This window comes from Nonlabens agnitus (assembly GCF_002994045.1).
GTDB classification, from domain to species: domain Bacteria; phylum Bacteroidota; class Bacteroidia; order Flavobacteriales; family Flavobacteriaceae; genus Nonlabens; species Nonlabens agnitus.
Genome location: NZ_MQUC01000003.1, coordinates 2,766,729 through 2,786,790, shown reverse-complemented (window position 1 = coordinate 2,786,790; position 20,062 = coordinate 2,766,729). Strand labels below are relative to the sequence as shown.

20 protein-coding genes are annotated in these 20,062 nt (G+C 41.2%); 14 read left to right on the top strand and 6 right to left on the bottom strand.

Annotation, left to right across the window (positions count from 1 at the left end; translation table 11 throughout):
• Positions 1 to 16: 16 nt before the first annotated feature.
• Together BST86_RS12895 and BST86_RS12890 are read right to left on the bottom strand one after the other, a co-directional pair.
• Positions 17 to 892 (bottom strand): NAD kinase, encoded by an 876-nt coding sequence (locus BST86_RS12895; RefSeq protein WP_105983607.1) that lies wholly within the window; start codon positions 890 to 892, stop codon positions 17 to 19.
• Positions 892 to 1,575, bottom strand: a complete 684-nt coding sequence (locus BST86_RS12890) for a CBS domain-containing protein (protein WP_242446533.1) — start codon at positions 1,573 to 1,575, stop codon at positions 892 to 894. The genes BST86_RS12895 and BST86_RS12890 overlap by 1 nt, the downstream gene beginning before the upstream one ends.
• A gap of 57 nt (positions 1,576 to 1,632) precedes the next feature.
• Between BST86_RS12890 and BST86_RS12885 the strand changes: the two genes are divergently transcribed.
• The 9 genes from BST86_RS12885 (at position 1,633) to BST86_RS12845 (ending at position 10,565) form a co-directional block, all read left to right on the top strand.
• A complete protein-coding gene (locus BST86_RS12885; protein ID WP_055411645.1) occupies positions 1,633 to 2,346 on the top strand; it encodes a pyridoxine 5'-phosphate synthase in 714 nt (237 codons plus the stop codon).
• Positions 2,343 to 3,107, top strand: coding sequence for an alpha/beta fold hydrolase (locus BST86_RS12880; protein WP_197709231.1), 765 nt, complete (start codon positions 2,343 to 2,345; stop codon positions 3,105 to 3,107). The genes BST86_RS12885 and BST86_RS12880 overlap by 4 nt, the downstream gene beginning before the upstream one ends.
• Positions 3,108 to 3,209: 102 nt before the next feature.
• On the top strand, positions 3,210 to 4,457 hold the full coding sequence (locus BST86_RS12875; RefSeq protein ID WP_105983606.1) for an OmpP1/FadL family transporter: 1,248 nt from the start codon (positions 3,210 to 3,212) through the stop codon (positions 4,455 to 4,457).
• 14 nt (positions 4,458 to 4,471) lie between these two features.
• A complete protein-coding gene (locus BST86_RS12870) occupies positions 4,472 to 6,061 on the top strand; it encodes an SGNH/GDSL hydrolase family protein (RefSeq protein WP_105984037.1) in 1,590 nt (529 codons plus the stop codon).
• Between the two features lie 77 nt (positions 6,062 to 6,138).
• Entirely contained in the window at positions 6,139 to 6,483 is a 345-nt protein-coding gene (locus BST86_RS12865; protein ID WP_105983605.1) for a phage holin family protein, read from the top strand.
• Positions 6,484 to 6,564: 81 nt separating this feature from the next.
• A complete protein-coding gene (tig, locus tag BST86_RS12860; RefSeq protein ID WP_105983604.1) occupies positions 6,565 to 7,893 on the top strand; it encodes a trigger factor in 1,329 nt (442 codons plus the stop codon).
• Positions 7,894 to 7,977: 84 nt separating this feature from the next.
• Positions 7,978 to 8,655, top strand: coding sequence for a ClpP family protease (locus tag BST86_RS12855; protein ID WP_055411640.1), 678 nt, complete (start codon positions 7,978 to 7,980; stop codon positions 8,653 to 8,655).
• Positions 8,656 to 8,768: 113 nt separating this feature from the next.
• The gene (clpX, locus tag BST86_RS12850) at positions 8,769 to 10,004 is read left to right on the top strand and encodes an ATP-dependent Clp protease ATP-binding subunit ClpX (RefSeq protein WP_105983603.1); all 1,236 of its coding nucleotides are present in this window, start codon (positions 8,769 to 8,771) and stop codon (positions 10,002 to 10,004) included.
• A 126-nt stretch (positions 10,005 to 10,130) separates the two neighbouring features.
• Entirely contained in the window at positions 10,131 to 10,565 is a 435-nt protein-coding gene (locus tag BST86_RS12845; RefSeq protein ID WP_146126767.1) for a hypothetical protein, read from the top strand.
• Between the two features lie 56 nt (positions 10,566 to 10,621).
• Here the strand turns inward: BST86_RS12845 and BST86_RS12840 are convergent, their stop codons facing one another.
• On the bottom strand, positions 10,622 to 11,770 hold the full coding sequence (locus BST86_RS12840; RefSeq protein WP_105983601.1) for a sensor histidine kinase: 1,149 nt from the start codon (positions 11,768 to 11,770) through the stop codon (positions 10,622 to 10,624).
• Between the two features lie 174 nt (positions 11,771 to 11,944).
• Here BST86_RS12840 and BST86_RS12835 point away from each other — a divergent pair, with 174 nt between their 5' ends.
• From BST86_RS12835 to aat, 3 genes are all read left to right on the top strand, one after another.
• Positions 11,945 to 12,796, top strand: a complete 852-nt coding sequence (locus BST86_RS12835) for a flavin reductase family protein (RefSeq protein WP_105983600.1) — start codon at positions 11,945 to 11,947, stop codon at positions 12,794 to 12,796.
• A 2-nt stretch (positions 12,797 to 12,798) separates the two neighbouring features.
• Positions 12,799 to 13,170, top strand: a complete 372-nt coding sequence (locus tag BST86_RS12830) for a DUF3127 domain-containing protein (RefSeq protein ID WP_055411635.1) — start codon at positions 12,799 to 12,801, stop codon at positions 13,168 to 13,170.
• Between the two features lie 161 nt (positions 13,171 to 13,331).
• Complete coding sequence (gene aat, locus BST86_RS12825; RefSeq protein ID WP_105983599.1) at positions 13,332 to 13,976, top strand: leucyl/phenylalanyl-tRNA--protein transferase; 645 nt, start codon at positions 13,332 to 13,334, stop codon at positions 13,974 to 13,976.
• Here the strand turns inward: aat and BST86_RS12820 are convergent.
• The 3 genes from BST86_RS12820 to BST86_RS12810 are packed head-to-tail and all read right to left on the bottom strand — an operon-like array spanning position 13,971 to position 15,754.
• On the bottom strand, positions 13,971 to 14,630 hold the full coding sequence (locus BST86_RS12820; RefSeq protein ID WP_105983598.1) for a DUF2490 domain-containing protein: 660 nt from the start codon (positions 14,628 to 14,630) through the stop codon (positions 13,971 to 13,973). The two genes, aat and BST86_RS12820, sit on opposite strands and share 6 nt — an antisense overlap.
• Positions 14,611 to 15,192 (bottom strand): hypothetical protein, encoded by a 582-nt coding sequence (locus tag BST86_RS12815; RefSeq protein WP_146126766.1) that lies wholly within the window; start codon positions 15,190 to 15,192, stop codon positions 14,611 to 14,613. The genes BST86_RS12820 and BST86_RS12815 overlap by 20 nt, the downstream gene beginning before the upstream one ends.
• Positions 15,179 to 15,754 carry a DNA-3-methyladenine glycosylase I gene (locus BST86_RS12810; RefSeq protein ID WP_105983596.1) on the bottom strand — a complete coding sequence of 192 codons (576 nt, stop codon included), beginning with the start codon at positions 15,752 to 15,754 and terminating at the stop codon, positions 15,179 to 15,181. The genes BST86_RS12815 and BST86_RS12810 overlap by 14 nt, the downstream gene beginning before the upstream one ends.
• A 44-nt stretch (positions 15,755 to 15,798) precedes the next feature.
• Here BST86_RS12810 and BST86_RS12805 point away from each other — a divergent pair, with 44 nt between their 5' ends.
• Both BST86_RS12805 and BST86_RS12800 read left to right on the top strand, forming a co-directional pair.
• Complete coding sequence (locus tag BST86_RS12805) at positions 15,799 to 16,293, top strand: nuclear transport factor 2 family protein (RefSeq protein WP_105983595.1); 495 nt, start codon at positions 15,799 to 15,801, stop codon at positions 16,291 to 16,293.
• A gap of 275 nt (positions 16,294 to 16,568) precedes the next feature.
• Positions 16,569 to 19,916: a T9SS type A sorting domain-containing protein gene (locus BST86_RS12800; RefSeq protein WP_105983594.1), complete on the top strand. Its 3,348-nt coding sequence runs from the start codon at positions 16,569 to 16,571 to the stop codon at positions 19,914 to 19,916.
• Positions 19,917 to 20,062: the final 146 nt, after the last annotated feature.

The window sequence follows — 20,062 nt, the reverse complement described above, 5'->3', positions numbered from 1 at the left end:
AGCGTCAAATTATTGTCTAATTGCGCTTATCTTCTCCCCATAACAATTTATGGCGTAGCGTTTCTATAAAGCTTTGATCTTCCAACTCGATGAGATCGATGGTGAAATCTGCCTTTTGCAATGTGATTTGGGTGCCGTCTGGATAAGAAGCGATGCGATTGTCTAGTGATGCGAGAAATTCATCTTCACGACCTATGACCTTGACTTTGATTACGGTAGTATCAGGAATAACAAGCGGTCTCGCATTTAAATTATGAGGCGCGATGGGTGTGATGACAAAAGCATCTGTATCTGGAGAAATAACGGGACCACCACAACTCAAACTGTAACCGGTAGAACCAGTTGGTGTAGAAACAATCAATCCATCTGCCCAATACGAAGTGAGAAACTCGTCATTCAAGTAAGTTTCAATCTCGATCATAGAGGTCGTGTTCATGCGGCTTACCGTGACCTCGTTAAGCGCAAAATTATTTGGTGGCAAGTGGTTCTCTTCATGTTTTGAAGACGCAGTAATGAGAGATCTTTTGGATAGCTTATAATTTCCATCCATCACTCGCTGCACGACTTTTTCCACCTCGTCTTGCTGTACCGTGGCGAGAAAACCCAGCCTACCCGTATTAATACCTAAAATGGGAATATTGAGACGGCCTATGTAGGTCACGGCTCTCAAAATTGTTCCATCGCCACCTATGCTTATGAGCAAGTCATAGCTTTCATCCAGCTGTTCAAAACTATCGATGGGTTTACTTAATTCTAAGTCGTTAAGAATACCTGCAAATTTTGATTCTATTTTTACATCGCAGGATCGCTGGAGCAATGCCTCTACCATACTGCTTACCGTTTTATGTGAACCGGTATGCAGATATTGTCCATAAATGGCGATTTTCTTCATCAAATATTGAGGTATTTATCCAGGTAATCTGACCGCTCTTTGAGAGCATCCAGATAGGAGTCATCTTCTGCAGCACTTACCACTACATAACTGTAGCGTCTAAAGGTTTGCAGTAGTGCGTTGATGTTATTGGGACTAACTTTAAGGGTAATCTCTGTGACGTGATCTTTATAGTTGCTAACAAAACAGCCATAGACCTTACAGTCATTGGATTCTACAATCTGGGCGATCTCGCTAAAACTATAGTCTGTTGCACCTTTCTCCAGCACAATCACCGCACCAGATTCATATAAGAAAGGAGAATCGCTAAAATGCTGCATGATGTCCTTCAACTCATAATAACCCAAATATTCATTTTTGTCATCGAGCACCGGCATAACATTGGAATTGTGCTGCGCAAATGCCTCAAGCACGTCTAGCCAGTGCGTATCTGGTTTTACCATAAAGGTATCCAGCGAATATTTGACGTCCCGTAGCGACTGACCGTCTTCAAAACAGTATACATCAGTTTCTGATACGCAACCCTGATAAACTTCATTATCCATGACAGGTAAATGCGAAAACGTGAGCTGCTGGAAGAGCTTCTGCGCCTGGCGCACATCGTCATCCATTTTTAAGGGTGCTACATCGCTTATGATATACTCCTGAATATTCATAACTGGCTTTTCCTGCAAATTAAACATTTCTCCAGTTATAGGGTGCAGCCTTAGTTTGTATTTTTGATGTTCTAAACTATTGTTATGGCTATTTTAAGCGTGAATATTAATAAGATCGCAACCTTACGTAACTCAAGAGGTGGCAATGTTCCAGACCTACTTCAAGTAGCGATGGATCTTGAGAGATTTGGTGCGCAAGGCATTACGATCCATCCACGTCCAGACGAGCGTCACATCAAGTACCAGGATGCACGAGATCTCAAAAAAATAGTCACTACAGAGCTTAATATTGAAGGGAATCCCATTGACAGTTTTGTAAAACTGGTCGATGAAGTGCGCCCAGCACAGGTAACATTGGTACCAGATGCACCAGACGCCATTACCTCAAATGCAGGTTGGGACACCATCAAGCACGCCGATTTTCTCAAAGACATGGTCGCACATTTCAAAAGCAATGGCATACGCACCAGTATTTTTGTAGATCCCGTAGAAAAAATGGTAGAAGCTGCAGCACAGACTGGTGTTGATCGTATTGAGTTGTATACTGAGGACTATGCGCGTCAATACAGTACCGACAAAGAAAAAGCTATCGCTCCTTATATCAAGGCTGCACAGGTGGCCACTCAAGTAGGATTGGGCATCAATGCGGGCCATGACTTATCGCTAGAGAACTTAAAATACTTTAGTGAGCAGATTGTTGATTTGAAAGAAGTAAGCATAGGCCACGCATTAATTTCTGAAAGCTTGTACTTAGGCCTTGAGAATGTGGTCAACATGTACAAACATAGACTGGCATGATATTACACAGCATAATATTAGGACAAGGCAAGCCATTTATCATCCTTCATGGGTTTTTAGGAATGGCAGACAATTGGAAAACACTAGGTACACAATGGAGCGAATCTGGATTTGAGGTTCACCTACTGGACCAGCGCAACCACGGCCGCAGCTTTCATAGCGATGAACACAACTATGATGTGATGGCAGCAGATCTTAAAGTGTATTGCGACCATCACAACCTTGAAAACATCATTCTTTTAGGTCACAGTATGGGCGGTAAGGTCGCCATGCGCGCTGCCGTATTGTATCCAGAATTGATCGATAAACTCATCATTGCAGACATCGCACCTAAACCATACGATCCACACCACAGCGACATCATCCATGCGCTCGAATCTGTCGATTTTACTACGGTCAATTCTCGTAAAGATGCAGATGCAGCAGTAGGCCGCACCATTAGCGACAAAGGAACCAGACAGTTTCTACTCAAGAGCCTTTTCAGAAAAGACAAGACCAGTTATGGCTGGCGTTTCAACTTACCGGCGTTGTCTCAAGCCCAAAGTATGGTAGGCAGCCATGAGCCTATTGAAATTCCCGTTCAAATTCCAACCATGTTCGTACGTGGTGGTAAGTCTGGTTACATTCTGGATAGCGATAAGGCTGTTATTGATCATGCTTTCGCGAAAGCGGAACTCCACACCATCCCTAATGCGGGACACTGGTTACATGCCGAGCAACCTGATGAATTTAACAGACTCGTTGAGAATTTCGTAAAATAAATTTGTTATGCTTGCATAATGATTACGAAAACGCTTGCGTAATATTAATTTAATATTAAATTTGGTCAATAATAATCCTTATCCCTTTTTAAACAACTGAATATGAACAAATTAAAAGTTTTTGCTGTGCTTTGTTTGGTTTCTGCCCTTTCCTATGCTGGTGGTTACCGTGTAAGTACGCAAAGTAACAAGCAACTTGCGATGGGACACACTGGTGTGGCTGTCGTTAATAGTGCAGATGTACTATTCTTTAACCCAGCAGGTCTTGTACATTTAGAAAATAAACTTAATGTGAGTGTAGGTGGTTTTGGAGTATTTTCAGATGTGAATTATCAAAACTCTGACACAGGAGCCTTTGCCGAAACAGAGAGCCCTGTAGGAACTCCTTTTTATGCTTACGCAAGCTATGCATTGAGCGATAAGTTTGCAGTTGGATTAGGGATTTATACTCCTTACGGTAGTAATGTTACCTGGCCTACAGATTGGGAAGGTTCACATTTGGTAAATGAAATCGAGTTACAAGCGATTTTTATCCAACCTACTCTTTCTTACCAAATTTTTGAAAATGTAAGTTTAGGTGTTGGTGCCATGATTGCTATAGGTTCCGTAGACTTTAATAGAAATGCTTCTAGATCATTGACTGACGAGCAAGGTAACAGATCAAACGTTGCTATTAGTGACAGTGGTGTTGTAGGTGTAGGCTGGAATGCTGGTATAATGTTCACGCCAACGGATAACCTATCCATTGGATTTAACTATCGTTCCCTAATCGACATTGAAAGTGAAGATGGAGAAGCTACGTTTTCCAACTTCCCAAATAGCCCACTAGTTCCAGCAAATGGGACACAAGGGTTCACGGCTACACTACCGTTACCAGCTGAAGCTACTTTAGGTATTGCATACTCCTGCGACAAGTGGTTATTTGCATTTGATTACAATAGAGCCTTCTGGAGTGAATATGAAAACCTTGATATTGACTTTGAAAATGGCACTTCATCCATCAATCCTAGAAATTACAAGGATGCTTCATCGTACAGATTAGGTGTACAATACCTAGCAACAGACGCATTGACCTTGAGAGGTGGTTGGTATTTTGATGAATCACCGGTTCAATCTGGATTCTTTGCTCCAGAAACACCGCGTAATGATTCTGTAGGTTACACAGCGGGATTATCATATTCCTTCTCTCCAAGATTCTCGATCGATGCTTCATTCTTATACTTGAGGTTTAAAGAAGTTACAGAGTCTTATGACTTCTACGCAGATCCAGGTGGACAACCAGCACCATTTAGAGGTTCGTACAAGTCCAGAGCACTTATTCCAGGGATAGGTATAACATATAGTATGTAATGAAAAAGATAAACATGAAAAACAGTATAAAATATATAGCTTTATTTGCAGCAGCTGCTGTTTTGGTAAGTTGTGAAAACGAATTTGACGAATCTATAGAAGACGGTGGCGTTTATACCGCTGGAGAAGCTGATTTTACCAAATTCGTAAGTGTTGGTAACTCGTTAACTTCTGGATTTGCTGACAACGCGCTCTACTTAGAAGGTCAGCAGAACTCCTTTCCAAATATTATGGCTCAACAGTTTGAGCTCGTTGGTGGTGGCGAGTTCAATCAGCCATTAGTAAATGACAACATAGGTGGTCTGTTATTTAATGGAGCTCAATTACCTGGGTTTAATACTAGGTTAGTCTTGACTGCAAACGCAATGGGACCTGTTGGACCATCAAATATTGCTGGAACTCCTACGACTGATATTTCAAACGTTTTTGACGGACCATTGAACAACTTTGGTGTTCCAGGAGCAAAAAGCTTTCACTTGGGAGCCTCTGGTTATGGTAATCCACAAGCACTACCTAATGCAAATCCGTTTTACATTCGTTTTGCCTCAACTCCTGATGCAACGATCATACAAGACGCTGTGGATGCTGATGGAACTTTCTTTACGTTATGGATTGGTAACAATGATATATTAAGCTACGCAACCTCTGGAGGTTCTGGTGTAGATCAAAATGCAGCAAACAATACTGATCCAACTACATATGGCCCAAATGACATTACTGATGATATTGTATTTGCAAGCGTTTATTCTGGCTACGTTCAAGCATTAACAGCTAACGGTGCAAAAGGTGCTCTTATCAACATACCAGATGTAACTTCAATTCCGTTTTTTACCACGGTTCCATTTGCCCCATTTAGCCCACTTAATCCAGATTTTGCGCCTCAGATTCCTGCTTTAAATGCCTTTTATGCAGACTTGAACCAAGCATTTACAGCATTTGGGTATCCAGAAAGATCTGTTACTTTCTCAACAACTGCCGCAAGTCCAGCCGTTATATTTGACGAGACTTTAGATGATATCACTCCGCAATTGACGTTAGCTTTGACACCTCAATTCGGTCCACTAGCGGGATTAATTGCTCAGCAGTTCGGGCAGATAAGACCAGCGACTGCAAACGATTTGATCACCTTCCCAACAGCACCTATCTTGGGACAAGTAAATCAAGCAAGATTTACGCAACTTACAGGAGCTGGTGTTCCAGCAGCAACGGCTGGCTTATTATCAGCTAACGGTTTGACTTTTGCTCTACAAGACCAGTCTACCTTGACGCCAAGTGAGCAGGCTAGCGTCTCAGCTGCACAAGCTGCTTACAATGCGACGATCGCCGCTTTAGCTCAAGCAAACGGTCTAGCCCTAGTAGATGCTAGAACTGCGTTACAAGGTGTGGCACAAGGTGGTGTTGCCTTTAACGGTGGTACGCTAACGAGCACTTATGCTTCTGGTGGTGCGTTCTCTTTAGATGCGGTTCACCCTACACCTAGAGGTTATGCGTTTACTGCAAATACAGTTATCAATGCGATTAATGCTACCTATGGTTCGACTATACCTACGGTAGATATAGGTCAATACAAATCTGTACAGCCTAGTAATAGTGTAGCTCAATAACTCATACTCCCATTTTTCAAACATCCGCTGGAATGTATTTTCCAGCGGATGTTTTATTTTTATAAAAAACCAATCCCATGAAATTTATTCTCAAGTTGCTTCTTACCGCAGTATTGGTGATACTCTTGTCCTACATTTTACCTGGTGTTTCTACAGATGATTTTCTAACGGCGGTCTTTGTGGCGCTCGCCTTGTCTATACTCAATTTTATAGTAAAACCTATATTGGTCATCCTTACTTTACCCGTGACGGTACTTACTTTAGGGATATTCCTTTTATTCATAAATGCTTTCATCATCATGATTGCAGACTGGTTAGTGGACGGTTTTCAAGTGGATAATATTTGGTATGCGCTCATCTTTGCATTTCTATTGGCCTTGGCTAGATCTCTTCTTTTCAAGACAACAGAAAGCGAAGATTAACTCACAGTCACCTATCGTTTTGATAACATGCAAATAAAGACTAATTTTGCAGCCCGAATTTAACAGCATAAAAGTCTTTAAATGAATATCAAGCGCACTGACTCAGACGCACTTAATGCTACTATCACCATTGAAGTGGCACAGGCAGATTATAAAGAAAAGGTGGACAAGATTCTTGCAGATTACCGCAAGACAGCAACCATTCCAGGTTTTAGAAAAGGACACGTTCCAGCAAGCCTGATCAACAAAAAATATAGAACACCAGTATTAGTTGATGAGATCAACAAAATCATTCAAGAACAATTGAATGAATACATCACTAAGGAAAAACTAAATATTCTGGGGAATCCGCTTCCTGTAGAACAAGAAGAAATTGACTGGTCCAGCGACGATTTTAAATTTGATTTTGAAATAGGCCTTGCTCCAGATTTTGAAGTGGATGTAAAAGGAAAAAAATCAGTAACGCATTACCAGATCAAAACCGATGATGAAACGATCAACAAGCAGATCGATCGCATTAGACAGCAATATGGTAAGCTCGTAAGTAAAGAAGTTGTTGAAGAAGGTGATCAAGTGACTGGTATCTTCCGCAACGACGATGAGGACATCAATACTGATGCTACTTTCTCAATAGATAAGATCAAAGGTAAAACCAATACCAAAAAATTCATTGGCGCTAAAAAAGGGGACTCTTTAGAGCTGAAGACAAAAGGTCTTTTTGAAGACGATCATGATTTGATGTCCAACCTTAAAATCGAACATGATAAGGCGCATGACCTAGACGTACCTGTAACTTTTGAAATTACAGAAGTCAACAAGCGCGAGATGGCAGATTTGAATCAAGAGTTCTTTGATAAACTTTTTGGTCCAGATGTAATCAAAAGTGAGGATGAGCTTAGAGAGCGACTAAGAGAAGACGCTAAGAAGCAGTTTACGCAACAAACCGATCAAAAGCTTCTTACTGATATCACTGAAGGTCTGATAGAAGACACGAAGTTCGACCTTCCTGCAGACTTCCTGAAGAAATGGATCGCAAACAATGGCGAGAACGAATTGACAGAAGAAGAAGCTGCAGCAGAATATGAGCGCTCTGAAAAAGGATTGAGATATCAATTGATTGAATCCAATATCCTAAAGGCAAATGAAGACCTTCAACTCAAGTTTGAAGAGCTTAAGGATTATGCCAGCGCGCAGATAAGAGAACAGATGAAGCAGTATGGACACACTAACGCTACTGATGAAGAAGTAGACCAAGTAGTGGCCCGTATCATGCAAAATCAAGAAGAAGTAAAAAGAATGAGCGAGCAACTTCAAAATGAAAAAATGTTGAAGTTCTTCAAAGACAATGCAAAGCTCAAGGTTAAAGAGGTTACTTATGAAGATTTCATAAAAGAGGCTTACGACGCCTAGGCGCTCTTTAATCATTATCTTTAGGCGTTGACTTTACAATTAGGTTAACGCCTTTTTCATTCATTAAAAAGTAATATTACGGTTATGGATATAGCTAAGGAATTTGAAAAATATGCGGTTAAGGATCGTGGTGTAAATCCCATGTATTACGATAAACTAGTAGGCAGCATGACGCCTACTAACCTCACTCCCAACATTATTGAAGAACGTCAAATGAACGTTCTCGCCATGGATGTCTTTTCACGATTGATGATGGATCGCATCATCTTTATGGGAACCGGCGTGAACGACCAGGTGGCAAACATCATACAGGCACAACTTCTATTTCTTGCCAGTACAGATGCAAACAAGGACATACAGATCTACATCAATTCTCCAGGCGGTAGCGTCTATGCAGGATTGGGAATCTATGACACCATGCAATTCATCAAGCCAGATGTGGCAACGATCTGTACGGGAATGGCAGCCAGTATGGGCGCTGTTCTATTGTGCGCCGGTGAAAAAGGAAAGCGCAGCGCGCTACCTCACAGCCGTGTAATGATACATCAAGTGTCCAGTGGCGCTCAAGGTCAGGCATCTGACATTGAGATCGCCATTAAGGAAACCATCAAGCTCAAAGAAGAGTTGTACGAGATCATCGCAAAGCACTCTGGAAAGACATACGAGCAGATCAACGAGGATAGCGACCGTGATTTCTGGATGCGCGCAGACGAGGCAAAGGAGTACGGCATGATCGATGAAGTACTAACGAGAGATAACTAATAGTACCGCGGTTGATGACAGGTTCGCTTTCGCGAAAGCGAACTCATCCATCAGCACCCATGCAATAAGAAAGTCATTATAAAGGTTTTCAACATTGTAAAAACGCAACATTTATGAGTAAGGAACAACTAGAATGTAGCTTTTGTGGCCGCAATAAAGCAGAAACCAATCTGCTCATTGCCGGTCTAGATGCGCACATTTGTGATCGATGTATTGAGCAGGCGCACGGCATTGTTATAGAAGATAGCAAGGATGAGGAAAGTGGCGTGTCAAAGGCAGATTTGACCCTTAAAAAACCTAAGGCGATCAAGGATTTTCTGGATCAGTATATCATTGGTCAGGAATTCACTAAAAAAGTGATGTCTGTAGCGGTATACAACCACTACAAAAGACTTTTGCAACCATCAACTGACGATGATATCGAGATCCAAAAGTCCAACATCATGATGGTGGGACAAACAGGAACCGGTAAGACACTTATTGCAAAGACCGTTGCCAAAATGCTTAACGTGCCTCTTGCCATTGTGGATGCCACAGTGCTTACCGAGGCTGGTTATGTAGGTGAAGATGTGGAAAGCATCCTTACCAGGTTATTGCAGGCTGCAGATTACAACCTTGAAAAAGCACAAACAGGAATTGTTTTTATCGACGAGATTGACAAGATCGCCCGTAAGAGTGATAATCCATCGATTACTCGCGATGTTTCTGGAGAAGGCGTACAGCAAGGATTATTGAAACTGTTGGAAGGAACCGTTGTGAATGTACCGCCTAAAGGTGGTCGCAAGCATCCAGATCAAAAGTTCATTGAAGTCAATACAGAAAACATTCTGTTTATTGCTGGTGGTGCCTTTGACGGTATTGAAAAAGTCATACGCAAGCGATTGAATATGCAGGCCGTAGGTTATGCCGCCATTAAGTCAAACGACCTTGTGGCAGATCAAGAAAACATCCTGCAATATATTATCCCTAAGGACATCAAGGATTTTGGGATGATTCCAGAAATCATTGGACGTCTTCCAGTTCTCACGCATATGAATCCGTTGGATGCTGGAACGTTGAGAGCTATTCTAACCGAGCCTAAAAACGCCATTATCAAACAATATGAAAAGCTGTTTGAAATGGATGGTATTAAATTCACGTTAACTGATGGTGCCTTGGATTACATCGTTGATAAGGCTATTGAATACAAATTAGGTGCTCGCGGACTGCGATCTCTATGTGAAGCCATCCTAACAGATGCTATGTTTGACATGCCCGGTAGTGAAGAGAAGGAATTTAAAGTCACAAAACATTACGCAGAATCAAAACTAGATAAGAGCGGCATTCAAAAATTGAAAGCGGTATCTTAAGCTACTTATAGGCAAAGGTTCAACCGTTAAGGACTCCATTCTTAACGGTTTTTTATTTTTAATAATTTTCACGCAACCTTTATCAAATTATTGCATCTGGTTAATAATAGGGTTAAAGATTTATCTATGAAATTATTTATGTCAACAAAGATTCTGACGATATTACTTTTTGCAATGTTCCTTTTATTTTCATGTTCCGATACAGATGACGATATTATCATCATTGATTCTGGTGGATCATCAGAGTATTTTTTAAATAATCAAACCAATAAAAGAATCATAGCCATTTTCCAAAAATCTGAAAGCTTAGGGCTGGGAATCGACACCACAGACATCTTAGAGATCAATACATCTAAAGAAGTCTTTCAAGATTTTATGATTGGTGTAAATCCAATGCCCACTGATTCATTCAACGAAATAAAATTTTTTGAAGCTGACGATTTAGACAATCCAATTCTGATTTTATCACCAATTCAAAATCAGGATTGGACACTCAAAAGCCAAGATTTGAACGATTCAGGTTACGGTTTATCAACTTTTGAATTTACAATTACCAATTGAATTCATTTAAAAGGTGTAGACTATCAATTTGAATTGTCTAAGCTCTAGGAAAACACCTATGCCTTATCCAGCACGATTTCAAAAGTCGTCCCTTGATCTGGTTTGCTTTCCTTAACCCGCAACTTTCCTTTATGGTAGTCGCTAATGATGCGTTGCGCTAGCGATAGACCTAAACCCCAACCGCGCTTTTTTGTAGTGAATCCAGGGTTGAAAATGCGTTTCCACAAACGTTTAGGGATTCCTTTACCGGTATCGCTCACAGTGATGTAGACTCTACCGGCGGCGTCTTTCAAACGCACCACAATATTTCCTTTACCGCGCATGGCATCAATTCCGTTTTTGATCAGATTTTCAATGACCCAGGCAAAAAGTTGTTCATTCACCATGACGTCAATGCTTTTATCAGGCACTTCAATAACAAATTTGATCAAATTGGAAGATCGGGATTCAATGTAATCTGCTGCACTTTTAGTTTGCTGGACAATGTCTAGCTTTTTTAGGGTTGGTATGGATCCTATTTTTGAGAATCGCTCAGTGATCATCTGCAAACGGTTGATATCCTTGTCCATCTCATCCACATAACTGGGATCTACGTCTGACTCTCTTAAAATAGCAGTCCAACCTACTAAGGATGATAGTGGTGTTCCTATCTGGTGAGCACTTTCTTTGGCCATTCCAGCCCAAAGCTTGTTCTGTTCTGATGCCTTGGTGGATCTGTAAAAAAACAAAACCACGGCGCCAAAAAGAAATATGATCAACAACAACGCTAGCGGGTAATACTTCAGCTTATTGATAATCACACTATCACCATAGTAAATCGTGTTCAAGACTTTACCTTGAAACGTTGTCACGATGGGCTGGTTTTGACTTTTATACTCAATGATGAGTTCCCGCAGTTTAGCGGTGTCTTTCATCACTTCTTCAGGAAGATTACGTGCGTTAAGTTCTCCTTTGTAATCTTCGCTTATGATGGGTGCACCAGTAGTGTTCCCAGCCACAGTCAACCCTAACTCACCTATATCTGCATCCAGCGACTGGTTACTCAAGTCCTTGAGCATGATCGCATATTCCTGCATATTCTTACGCTCAGATTCCTTCAGCTTTTGAAAGAATAGATAGGTATTCCATAAAATGATTGAAGTAATAAATATGGCAAAAGCAATGATGATCCATCGCAGTATATTCCTGTTTGAAGTAAAATTCATGAAGTGAACTATCCTATTTAAGGGCTGCCTCAAGCTGCTGTGCCTGCCTATGCCCTACTAAAAATACAACTATTCCATTAACGTGATAATCTCTTCAAAAGTACATGCAACTATCGCAGTTGATATTGCAAACAGCTTACAGAATCTGTACCTTTGAAATCTTGCAGCAACCGCATGAAAATTAGACCAGAAGATATCGAGAATCCGCAGTTGTATGGCCACCTTGTAGGTGCCGTACAGCCACGACCTATTGCGTTTGCGAGCACGGTTGATAATGATGGCAAGGTGAATCTATCACCATTTTCATTCTTTAACGTGTTTAGCGCAAAACCGCCTATACTTGTATTTTCACCGGTGCGCCGCGGTCGTGATGGAACGGTAAAGGATACGCTCATCAACGTCCAGCAAAATGCCGAGGTGGTGATTAGTGTGGTCAATTACAACATGGTACAGCAAATGTCGCTTGCCAGTACAGAGTATGCTACTGGCGTTGATGAATTTGTAAAGTCTGGTCTTACTGCTGTAAAAAGCGAACTGGTCAAACCACCTAGAGTTGCAGAAAGTCCCGTTCAATTTGAGTGTAAAGTCATTGACATTAAAGAATTGGGAGACAATGGTGGCGCCGGAAGCCTCGTTATTTGTGAAGTCGTGATGATTCACATTGACGACCAAATATTGGACGAGAACGATAGCATCGACCCGTTCAAGATCGATACGGTCGCGCGCATGGGCGGCAACTGGTACTGCCGTTCTAAAGATGCCATGTTTGAAGTAGAAAAACCTACCAGAAATCATGGCGTAGGCGTTGATGCCTTGCCAGAACACGCTAGAAACAGCGAGGTACTTACCGGCAATGACCTGGGCAGACTAGGAAATTTGAGTGAAATACCTGAGGATGATGAGGTTCTCGCTTTCGCGAAAGCGGAAAACCTTTCACACCTCAACACAAAAGATAAACATAAGAAAGCAAAGGAACTGATCGCTAAAAACCAGATCGCCGATGCTTGGAAAATTTTATTATCATAACTATGGAAGTTCAAGGAAAAATCAAACTAATAGGAGAAACCAAAACTTATGGATCGAATGGTTTCCAGAAACGCGAGATGGTCGTAACGACTGAAGAGCAATACCCACAACCCCTTATGATTGAGTTCGTACAGGACAAAACGAGCCTGTTAGACGCCTTCAATGTAGGCGACCCAGTAAAGGTTGGTATCAATTTACGCGGTCGTGAATGGCAAAGCCCTCAAGGCGAGATCAAATATTTCAACTCCATCACAGGATGGCGTATTGAGAAAGTAGGTGCAGCTGCGCCAGGCGCTGGTGAAGTACCACCGTTTGATGAGTATGAGCCCATCAAGAATTCTAGCGATGAAGATCACGACGATCTTCCTTTCTAGATAAATAAATTATTGAAATAAAAGCTGCTTCACGATGAGGTTGCCTATGTTGTGTCACGAGTTGCTCATCAATTTTTTTGATGGCGATCGCAGCACGCTAGGGCAAACATTGAGAAGCAGCTTTTTTTATTAACCACACTGTTTTAGACATTTAAGTAACCATGAAAATTTTAGGACCTGATCTTGAATTCCCGCATCCCAACACGGCAGATGCTCACGGTCTACTGGCCATAGGCGGTGATTTGAGTGTAGAGCGCCTGATGCTCGCCTACAGGTCTGGAATTTTTCCCTGGTACAGCGACGGTGATCCTATCTGCTGGTGGTCTCCAGATCCCAGAATGGTTTTTGACCTCAAGTCTCAAAAACCCATGAAGATTTCAAAATCTCTAAGACAAAGCCGCAGAAACAAAAGATATCACATCAAGGAAAACACCTGTTTTGAAGACGTGATGCGCGCCTGCATGAATGCCAAAAGAGGTTTACATGAAGGTACCTGGATCAATGAAGAGATGATTACCGCATACACAGCACTACATAAATTAGGAATGGCAAAGAGCATCGAGGTTTTTGAAAATGACCGGTTGGTAGGTGGTTTATACGGTATAGACCTTAAAACTCAAAAAAATTTTTGTGGTGAGAGCATGTTCTCCCATAAAACCGATGCTAGTAAAATAGCGCTATGGTATCTGGTAGAGAAATTGGCCAAAGACGATTATAACCTGATCGACGCACAACTGTACAATGATCACCTCGCCAGCTTAGGCGCCATGGAGATCGATAGAAAGGTTTTTCTATCCTATCTATAGGCTGGCATAAAGAGCCACATTCAAAAATAAAGATGTTGTCGTCGCAGCTGTTATATCCAGCCATCGATACTGTGTGTTGAGTTGTAACTTGTAGCTAGACCCGATTTGCCTACCTATTCCTAAACCGACGCGCTGTTCATAGATAGGGCGTAAACCATCTTCCGCAATGAATAAGGTTTCTAGATGGGAAACCACATAATATTCTGACGGATTCAAGTCATTACCGTTGAGAGGTATAGATCCTGAAAGACGATAACGCCAGCGATGTGTCAAACGATCACCTCGCAAACGCTGGTCCCAGCGCAGTCGATGAGCTAGTTGTAATTGATTGTATTTTTTAGTGTAAACATATTGTCCCATGAACCGTACTTCCTCAGGCAGGTTGTCATCAAATAATTCTCTATACATCACGCCTATTCCTATCAGGGAATAAAAACCTACTTCATACTGTCCAAATTGAGTGAGCTGCATACTAATAGCTTGGGCATCATCATTAATCTGCGTTCTTTGTTCTACCGCTGTGTTAAAGCTCCATCTGGAAGCTGGGTTCCACGAGACTTTGATCGCTGGCTGAAAGACCACTTGATCTGCCACCTGACCTAAGACCAGCGTAGGCAGCAAGAATAGAAGAACCCTAAAAAAGTAGGAAGTCATAAGCTATTCTTTTTACGTCTCTGGATTGTATTAAAAACCCGTTAGTGTCAAACAATAATTCCTTTCTGTATATTTTTCCATCTGTTTTAAAAGCTACGATAAGCTCGAGATTGTCAAAGGTGCGTTGATCGATATTTTGATTTAACTGCGATATGCTTGACTGTGGCAAATATTGCTCTTGCATCTTCTCGATGCGCCAGCGACTTGCAATACTATCCAGCCTAGTAGTGATGGCAGTACGTAGGTTTTCATCCAACGATTTTTTATCCACCTCAACTTCTACATCTTCCAGTATTCCTGTGACATTGAATTCTGCACTGTACCGGTTACCTTCTTTTTTGAATTTACCTTCAAAGCTTACTCGATCGTCGTCTGTTTCTTTATAGTATTTGACGTTAGTGTCTTTGGCTAGATCTGCAATGGTAGCAATGATGGGTGCTGGAACGTCAGATTGATCAATGCGTTCTTCCTTTTCGATTTTTACTTGAGAAGATTGCGCTTGTAATGAGTTCGCTTTCGCGAAAGCGATTACCATAAAAAACCACCAACTATACTTCATCATAACGGTAACAATTGATCTCGTGATCGTTAACCATTCCTGTCGCCTGCATGAAGGCATAGACAATGGTGCTGCCTACAAACTTAAACCCCATTTTTTTAAGGTCCTTAGAAAGTTGGTCTGAAAGTGGTGTGTTTGGCGGGATGTCCTTATAGGTTTTCCAGTGATTGGTAATGGGTTCGTGATCGACATAGGACCAGATAAATTTTGAGAAACTGCCGTGTCTTTGCTGCAGGTCTAAGAATATCTGCGCATTTGTGGTGATGGATTTTATCTTGAGCTTGTTTCTTATAATCCCAGGATTTGAGAGTAGTTCTTGATGCTTCTCATCATCGTATTCGGCAATTTTTACAGCATTAAAATGATCCAACGCTTCCCTATAATTTTCTCTCTTTTTAAGAATGGTAATCCAGCTTAATCCTGCCTGCATGGTCTCTAGAATAAGAAATTCAAACAGCCGCTGGTCATCATAAACGGGAACGCCCCATTCTTGATCGTGGTATTGTTGATACAAAGGGTCTTGCCCGCACCAGCCACAACGATGTTTTTTATTGTTGATTTCCATGGTATGAAAATACCTTTAATTATATTGAACTTCAATTTATCGATATGAGATCTTTTCTTTTTGCAGCATTCCTCGCGTTTTTCATCACTGGCTGTTCAAGCTATCAAACCATACCTGAAACTCAAGTGAACCAGGTCATAGATCAATGGCACGAAGCTGCTGCTAATGCGCAATTTGAAACCTATTTTGATCTTATGTCAAATGATGCCGTTTTTATAGGAACTGATGCAACAGAAAACTGGCAACTAGAAGAATTTAAAGCATTTGCAAAGCCTTTTTTTGATAAAGGAAAAGCCTGGTCTTTCACCTCGCTGGAACGTAATATTTACAGCGTTAATGGTGTCACTTATTTTGATGAGCTGCTGGACACACAAATGGGAGTATGTCGTGGTAGTGGCGTGATTAAAAAGCAAAATGGCAAGCCTGTCATCGCTCATTACGTTTTGTCCATCGCGGTACCCAATGACAATGTAGCTAGCCTGACTGAAATGAAAAAAATCTGGGATGCTTCCTACATCAAAGAATTGAAATCCCGATAAGGCACAAATTAAGACTCTTGTGTCAATCGCCGATGAAGGAAACCTTTTCTCTGGTCACCTGAAACCACTCCAAAGTCTTATTATACAAGAGTTTCAAAACGCATCCCGATTTTTATTAACACATTTTAACACTTGATTTCATCGTTTAACGGACATCTACACGCACCTTTAATCGAGTATTGTTGCCATTGAACTCATAACGCTACTTGCTACAGAATAGTGAAAACCGTACGCCTCTTACAGGAGTATATTGCTTGAACATTGAGCACAGATTTATGAGAATCATTACTTTAATTATCCTACTAGTATCTTTTACGGTTTCGGGCCAATTGGGAACCGATGCTCCATGGATGAAAGACATCGCGGTACAAAAAAGTACTGGCGAGATCAAGTATGATCAGGTCAAAATGGCTGGAGAACAATACTGGTCTTCTCATAACAAAAACGCCAAAGGAAGTGGTTACAAACCATTCCTAAGATGGCTTGAAAGAGCAAAACCTTACGTAAAACCTGATGGTACTGTACAGTCAGGTCAAGAAGTAGCTGAGCAACTTCTAGGGTTTGTGCAACCCAAAGATGGTCACGTAGATACATCCAACTGGAATCCAGTTGGACCTTTTACTTATGAAAACACTTCTTCCTGGTCACCTGGTCAAGGAAGAATAAATACTATAGCGGTAGATCCTAATAACAGTGATGTGTATTATGTGGGCGCACCTTCTGGTGGCTTGTGGAAATCTACCACTGCAGGTCAACACTGGACTCCACTAACTGATTTTCTTTCCCAAATAGGAGTTAGCGCTATCGCAATTGACGCTACTGATTCTAACGTTGTGTATATAGGAACTGGTGATGATGACGCTGGTGATTCTTCAAGCATAGGAATGCTTAAGTCTACTAATGGTGGCGACAGCTTTACAACAACTGGACTTACTTTTAATGATCCTGGTGCCAATATAAGCGAGATTTATATTGATCCATCTAACAATGACAACCTCTACATTGCATCCAACAAGGGATTGTTCAAATCCATGAACGCAGGAACTACCGTGAAGAAAATTTTTAGCGGTAACGTAAAGGATGTCAAGATAAATACGAGTAACCCCAACATTATATACCTAGCAACGCCCAACTCTTTCTTTAAGTCGGTTGATGCTGGTGAGACTTTTACCCAAATCAATTTAGGATTACCTACGGGCATCACTAGAATGGTGATAGGTGTTACAAAAGCAGATGCGTCAGTAGTCTATATTCTGGCAGCAGGTGTTGAAAACAGCTTCATGGGCGTTTACCAGTCTACTGATGGTGGTGATTCTTTTGCTAGAAAAGACGATGGTGTTGATATTCTTGAGAATAAACAAGCTTGGTACAACCTAGCTTTGGAAGTATCACAATCTGATGCCAATGTAATTTATACTGGAGCACTCAACGTGTGGAAGTCTGTTGATGGCGGTAGTAATTTTGATCGCATCAACACTTGGAACAATCCAGAATCACCTACCTACACACATGCAGACATTCACCAAATAAGAGAGTTTAATGGTGAGCTGTTTGTTCTTTCTGATGGTGGTGTTTATAGAAGTAGTAACGAGGCCACCTCATTTACAGATCTGACCAGTGGTCTTCAAATAGGCCAATTTTATCGTATCGCTGTAGGGTCTAAATCCAGTAGCAATATCACTGGTGGTTTACAGGATAATGGTGGGTTTACTCGCAGTGGCAATACCTGGAAAAATTTTCATGGAGCTGATGGGATGGATGCTGGTATAGATCCTAACAACTCTGATGTACGTTACAGTTTTACACAGTTTGGTTCTGGTCTTTACATTACAGACGACGCTGGATCATTTAAGAAGAAAATAGAAGGACCTACACAAGGGAACTGGATCACTCCTCTTAAAACTACCAGCACAGGTGATATCTATGCTGGTTATAACAAATTATACAAAGTAGACGGCGATAGGTTTGTAGCCGTATCCTCAAGCTTTACGGGTAATATCGATGTTTTGGAAATCGATCCTATCAATGAAGATATCATGTATGTGGCGGTTGATGCGCAATTGTTTAGAAGTACAGATGGTGGTAAGGAATTTACCTGGATCAAAGAACTTCCTGGAGAAATCACAGCGATTGAAGTAAACAACAATAACGATAATATCCTTTATGTAGCTACCGGATCAGCTTATGGTAAAATAATGATGAGCAATGATATGGGTGCTAACTTTGAAGACATTACTTCTAATTTACCACACTTAGGTAAAAACACTTTGGCTCACCTGGCAAACAGTGCAGACAATGCCTTATTTGTTGGAACAACGGTAGGTATTTTCAAATATCTGGAAGCGTCTGGAAATTGGGTTAAGTTTTCCAATAATCTTCCTAATGTAAATGTTCGTGACATCGAGATCAATCCTAATGATATGATCATGACCGCTGGAACCTATGGTCGTGGTGTATGGCAAACTAAAGTAGAGTTTGTACAACCTATGGATGACATTCGCATGAAATCTGCCTCTAACAATGATGGTGGTTCCATCGATTGTGGCAGTAACATCGTAGATGTTCTGCTTGAGAATACAGGTATGAATCCTATCAACAAAGTAACTCTTACTTATTCCATCAATGGTGGTGCAGACCTATCTAGAAATTACGAGCTAGAAATCGACCCTCAAGAAGAAGTAATCGTCACTATTGATGATTTAAATCTTGAACCAGGATCGTACACTCTTAGATTACAAGTATCTGCAGACAACGATGAATTTTTGAGCAACAATTTCAAAACATTGACCATCGTTCAAAACAATTCTGCAAATCTTAACCGGAACTACGGTTTTGAACAAGAAACTCTGGTTACTTTAAATGAGAAAAGCGCAAACGTCCTTTGGGAGCGCGGTACTCCTAAAGGCAGATTGTTGAATAAGGCGGCAGATGGTCAACAAGTATATGCCACAAATCTAGATGGTAATTATACAGACCTAACCGTAGCCTACCTATACACTGGATGCTACAACCTAGCTGATGTAGATACGGCCCAGTTCAAGTTTGATATGGCCTATGACCTAGAGCAGGATTGGGATATATTCTATGTGCAATACTCGACAGATAATGGGAATAACTGGAACCTACTAGGCAATGCAGATGATGAAAACTGGTACAGCTCAAACAAATCAAATGAAGGCAATAACTGCTTTAGCTGTCAAGGTGGACAATGGACAGGTACTAACAGCCAGATGACCACTTACAAGACCTCACTGGACGATCTTGTAGGTAACGAACGTGTCATTTTTAGATTTGTGTTTCACTCTGATCAGTCGATCAATCAAGAAGGTGTTGTGCTTGATAATGTTATGATCACAGGAAAAAACACCAGCACAAATGCAAAGCAGGAGCTTCAGTACACCGTTTATCCTAATCCATCCAACGGTATTTTCAACCTTAATTGGAAAATGGATAGTGAATATAACTATCAGGTAACAGACATCACGGGCAAGCAAATCTTGCGATCTGCAACGATCGACAATAAAAAAGAAACATTGGACCTTACTGGTTTCGCACCAGGAATGTACTTCTTGACCCTATCATCTAACGGCGACTCGACAACTCAAAAACTACTAGTACGCTAACAACGCTTTATTTACTCTACATTGAAGAGCTTTCCATAGAGGAAAGCTCTTTTTTATTGTAACAAATCCTAGTCAAGATGCACCTATAGATTGGAAAGTATCGCTTTCGCGCCTGCCTGTCGGCAGACAGGAAAGCGAACTCTACT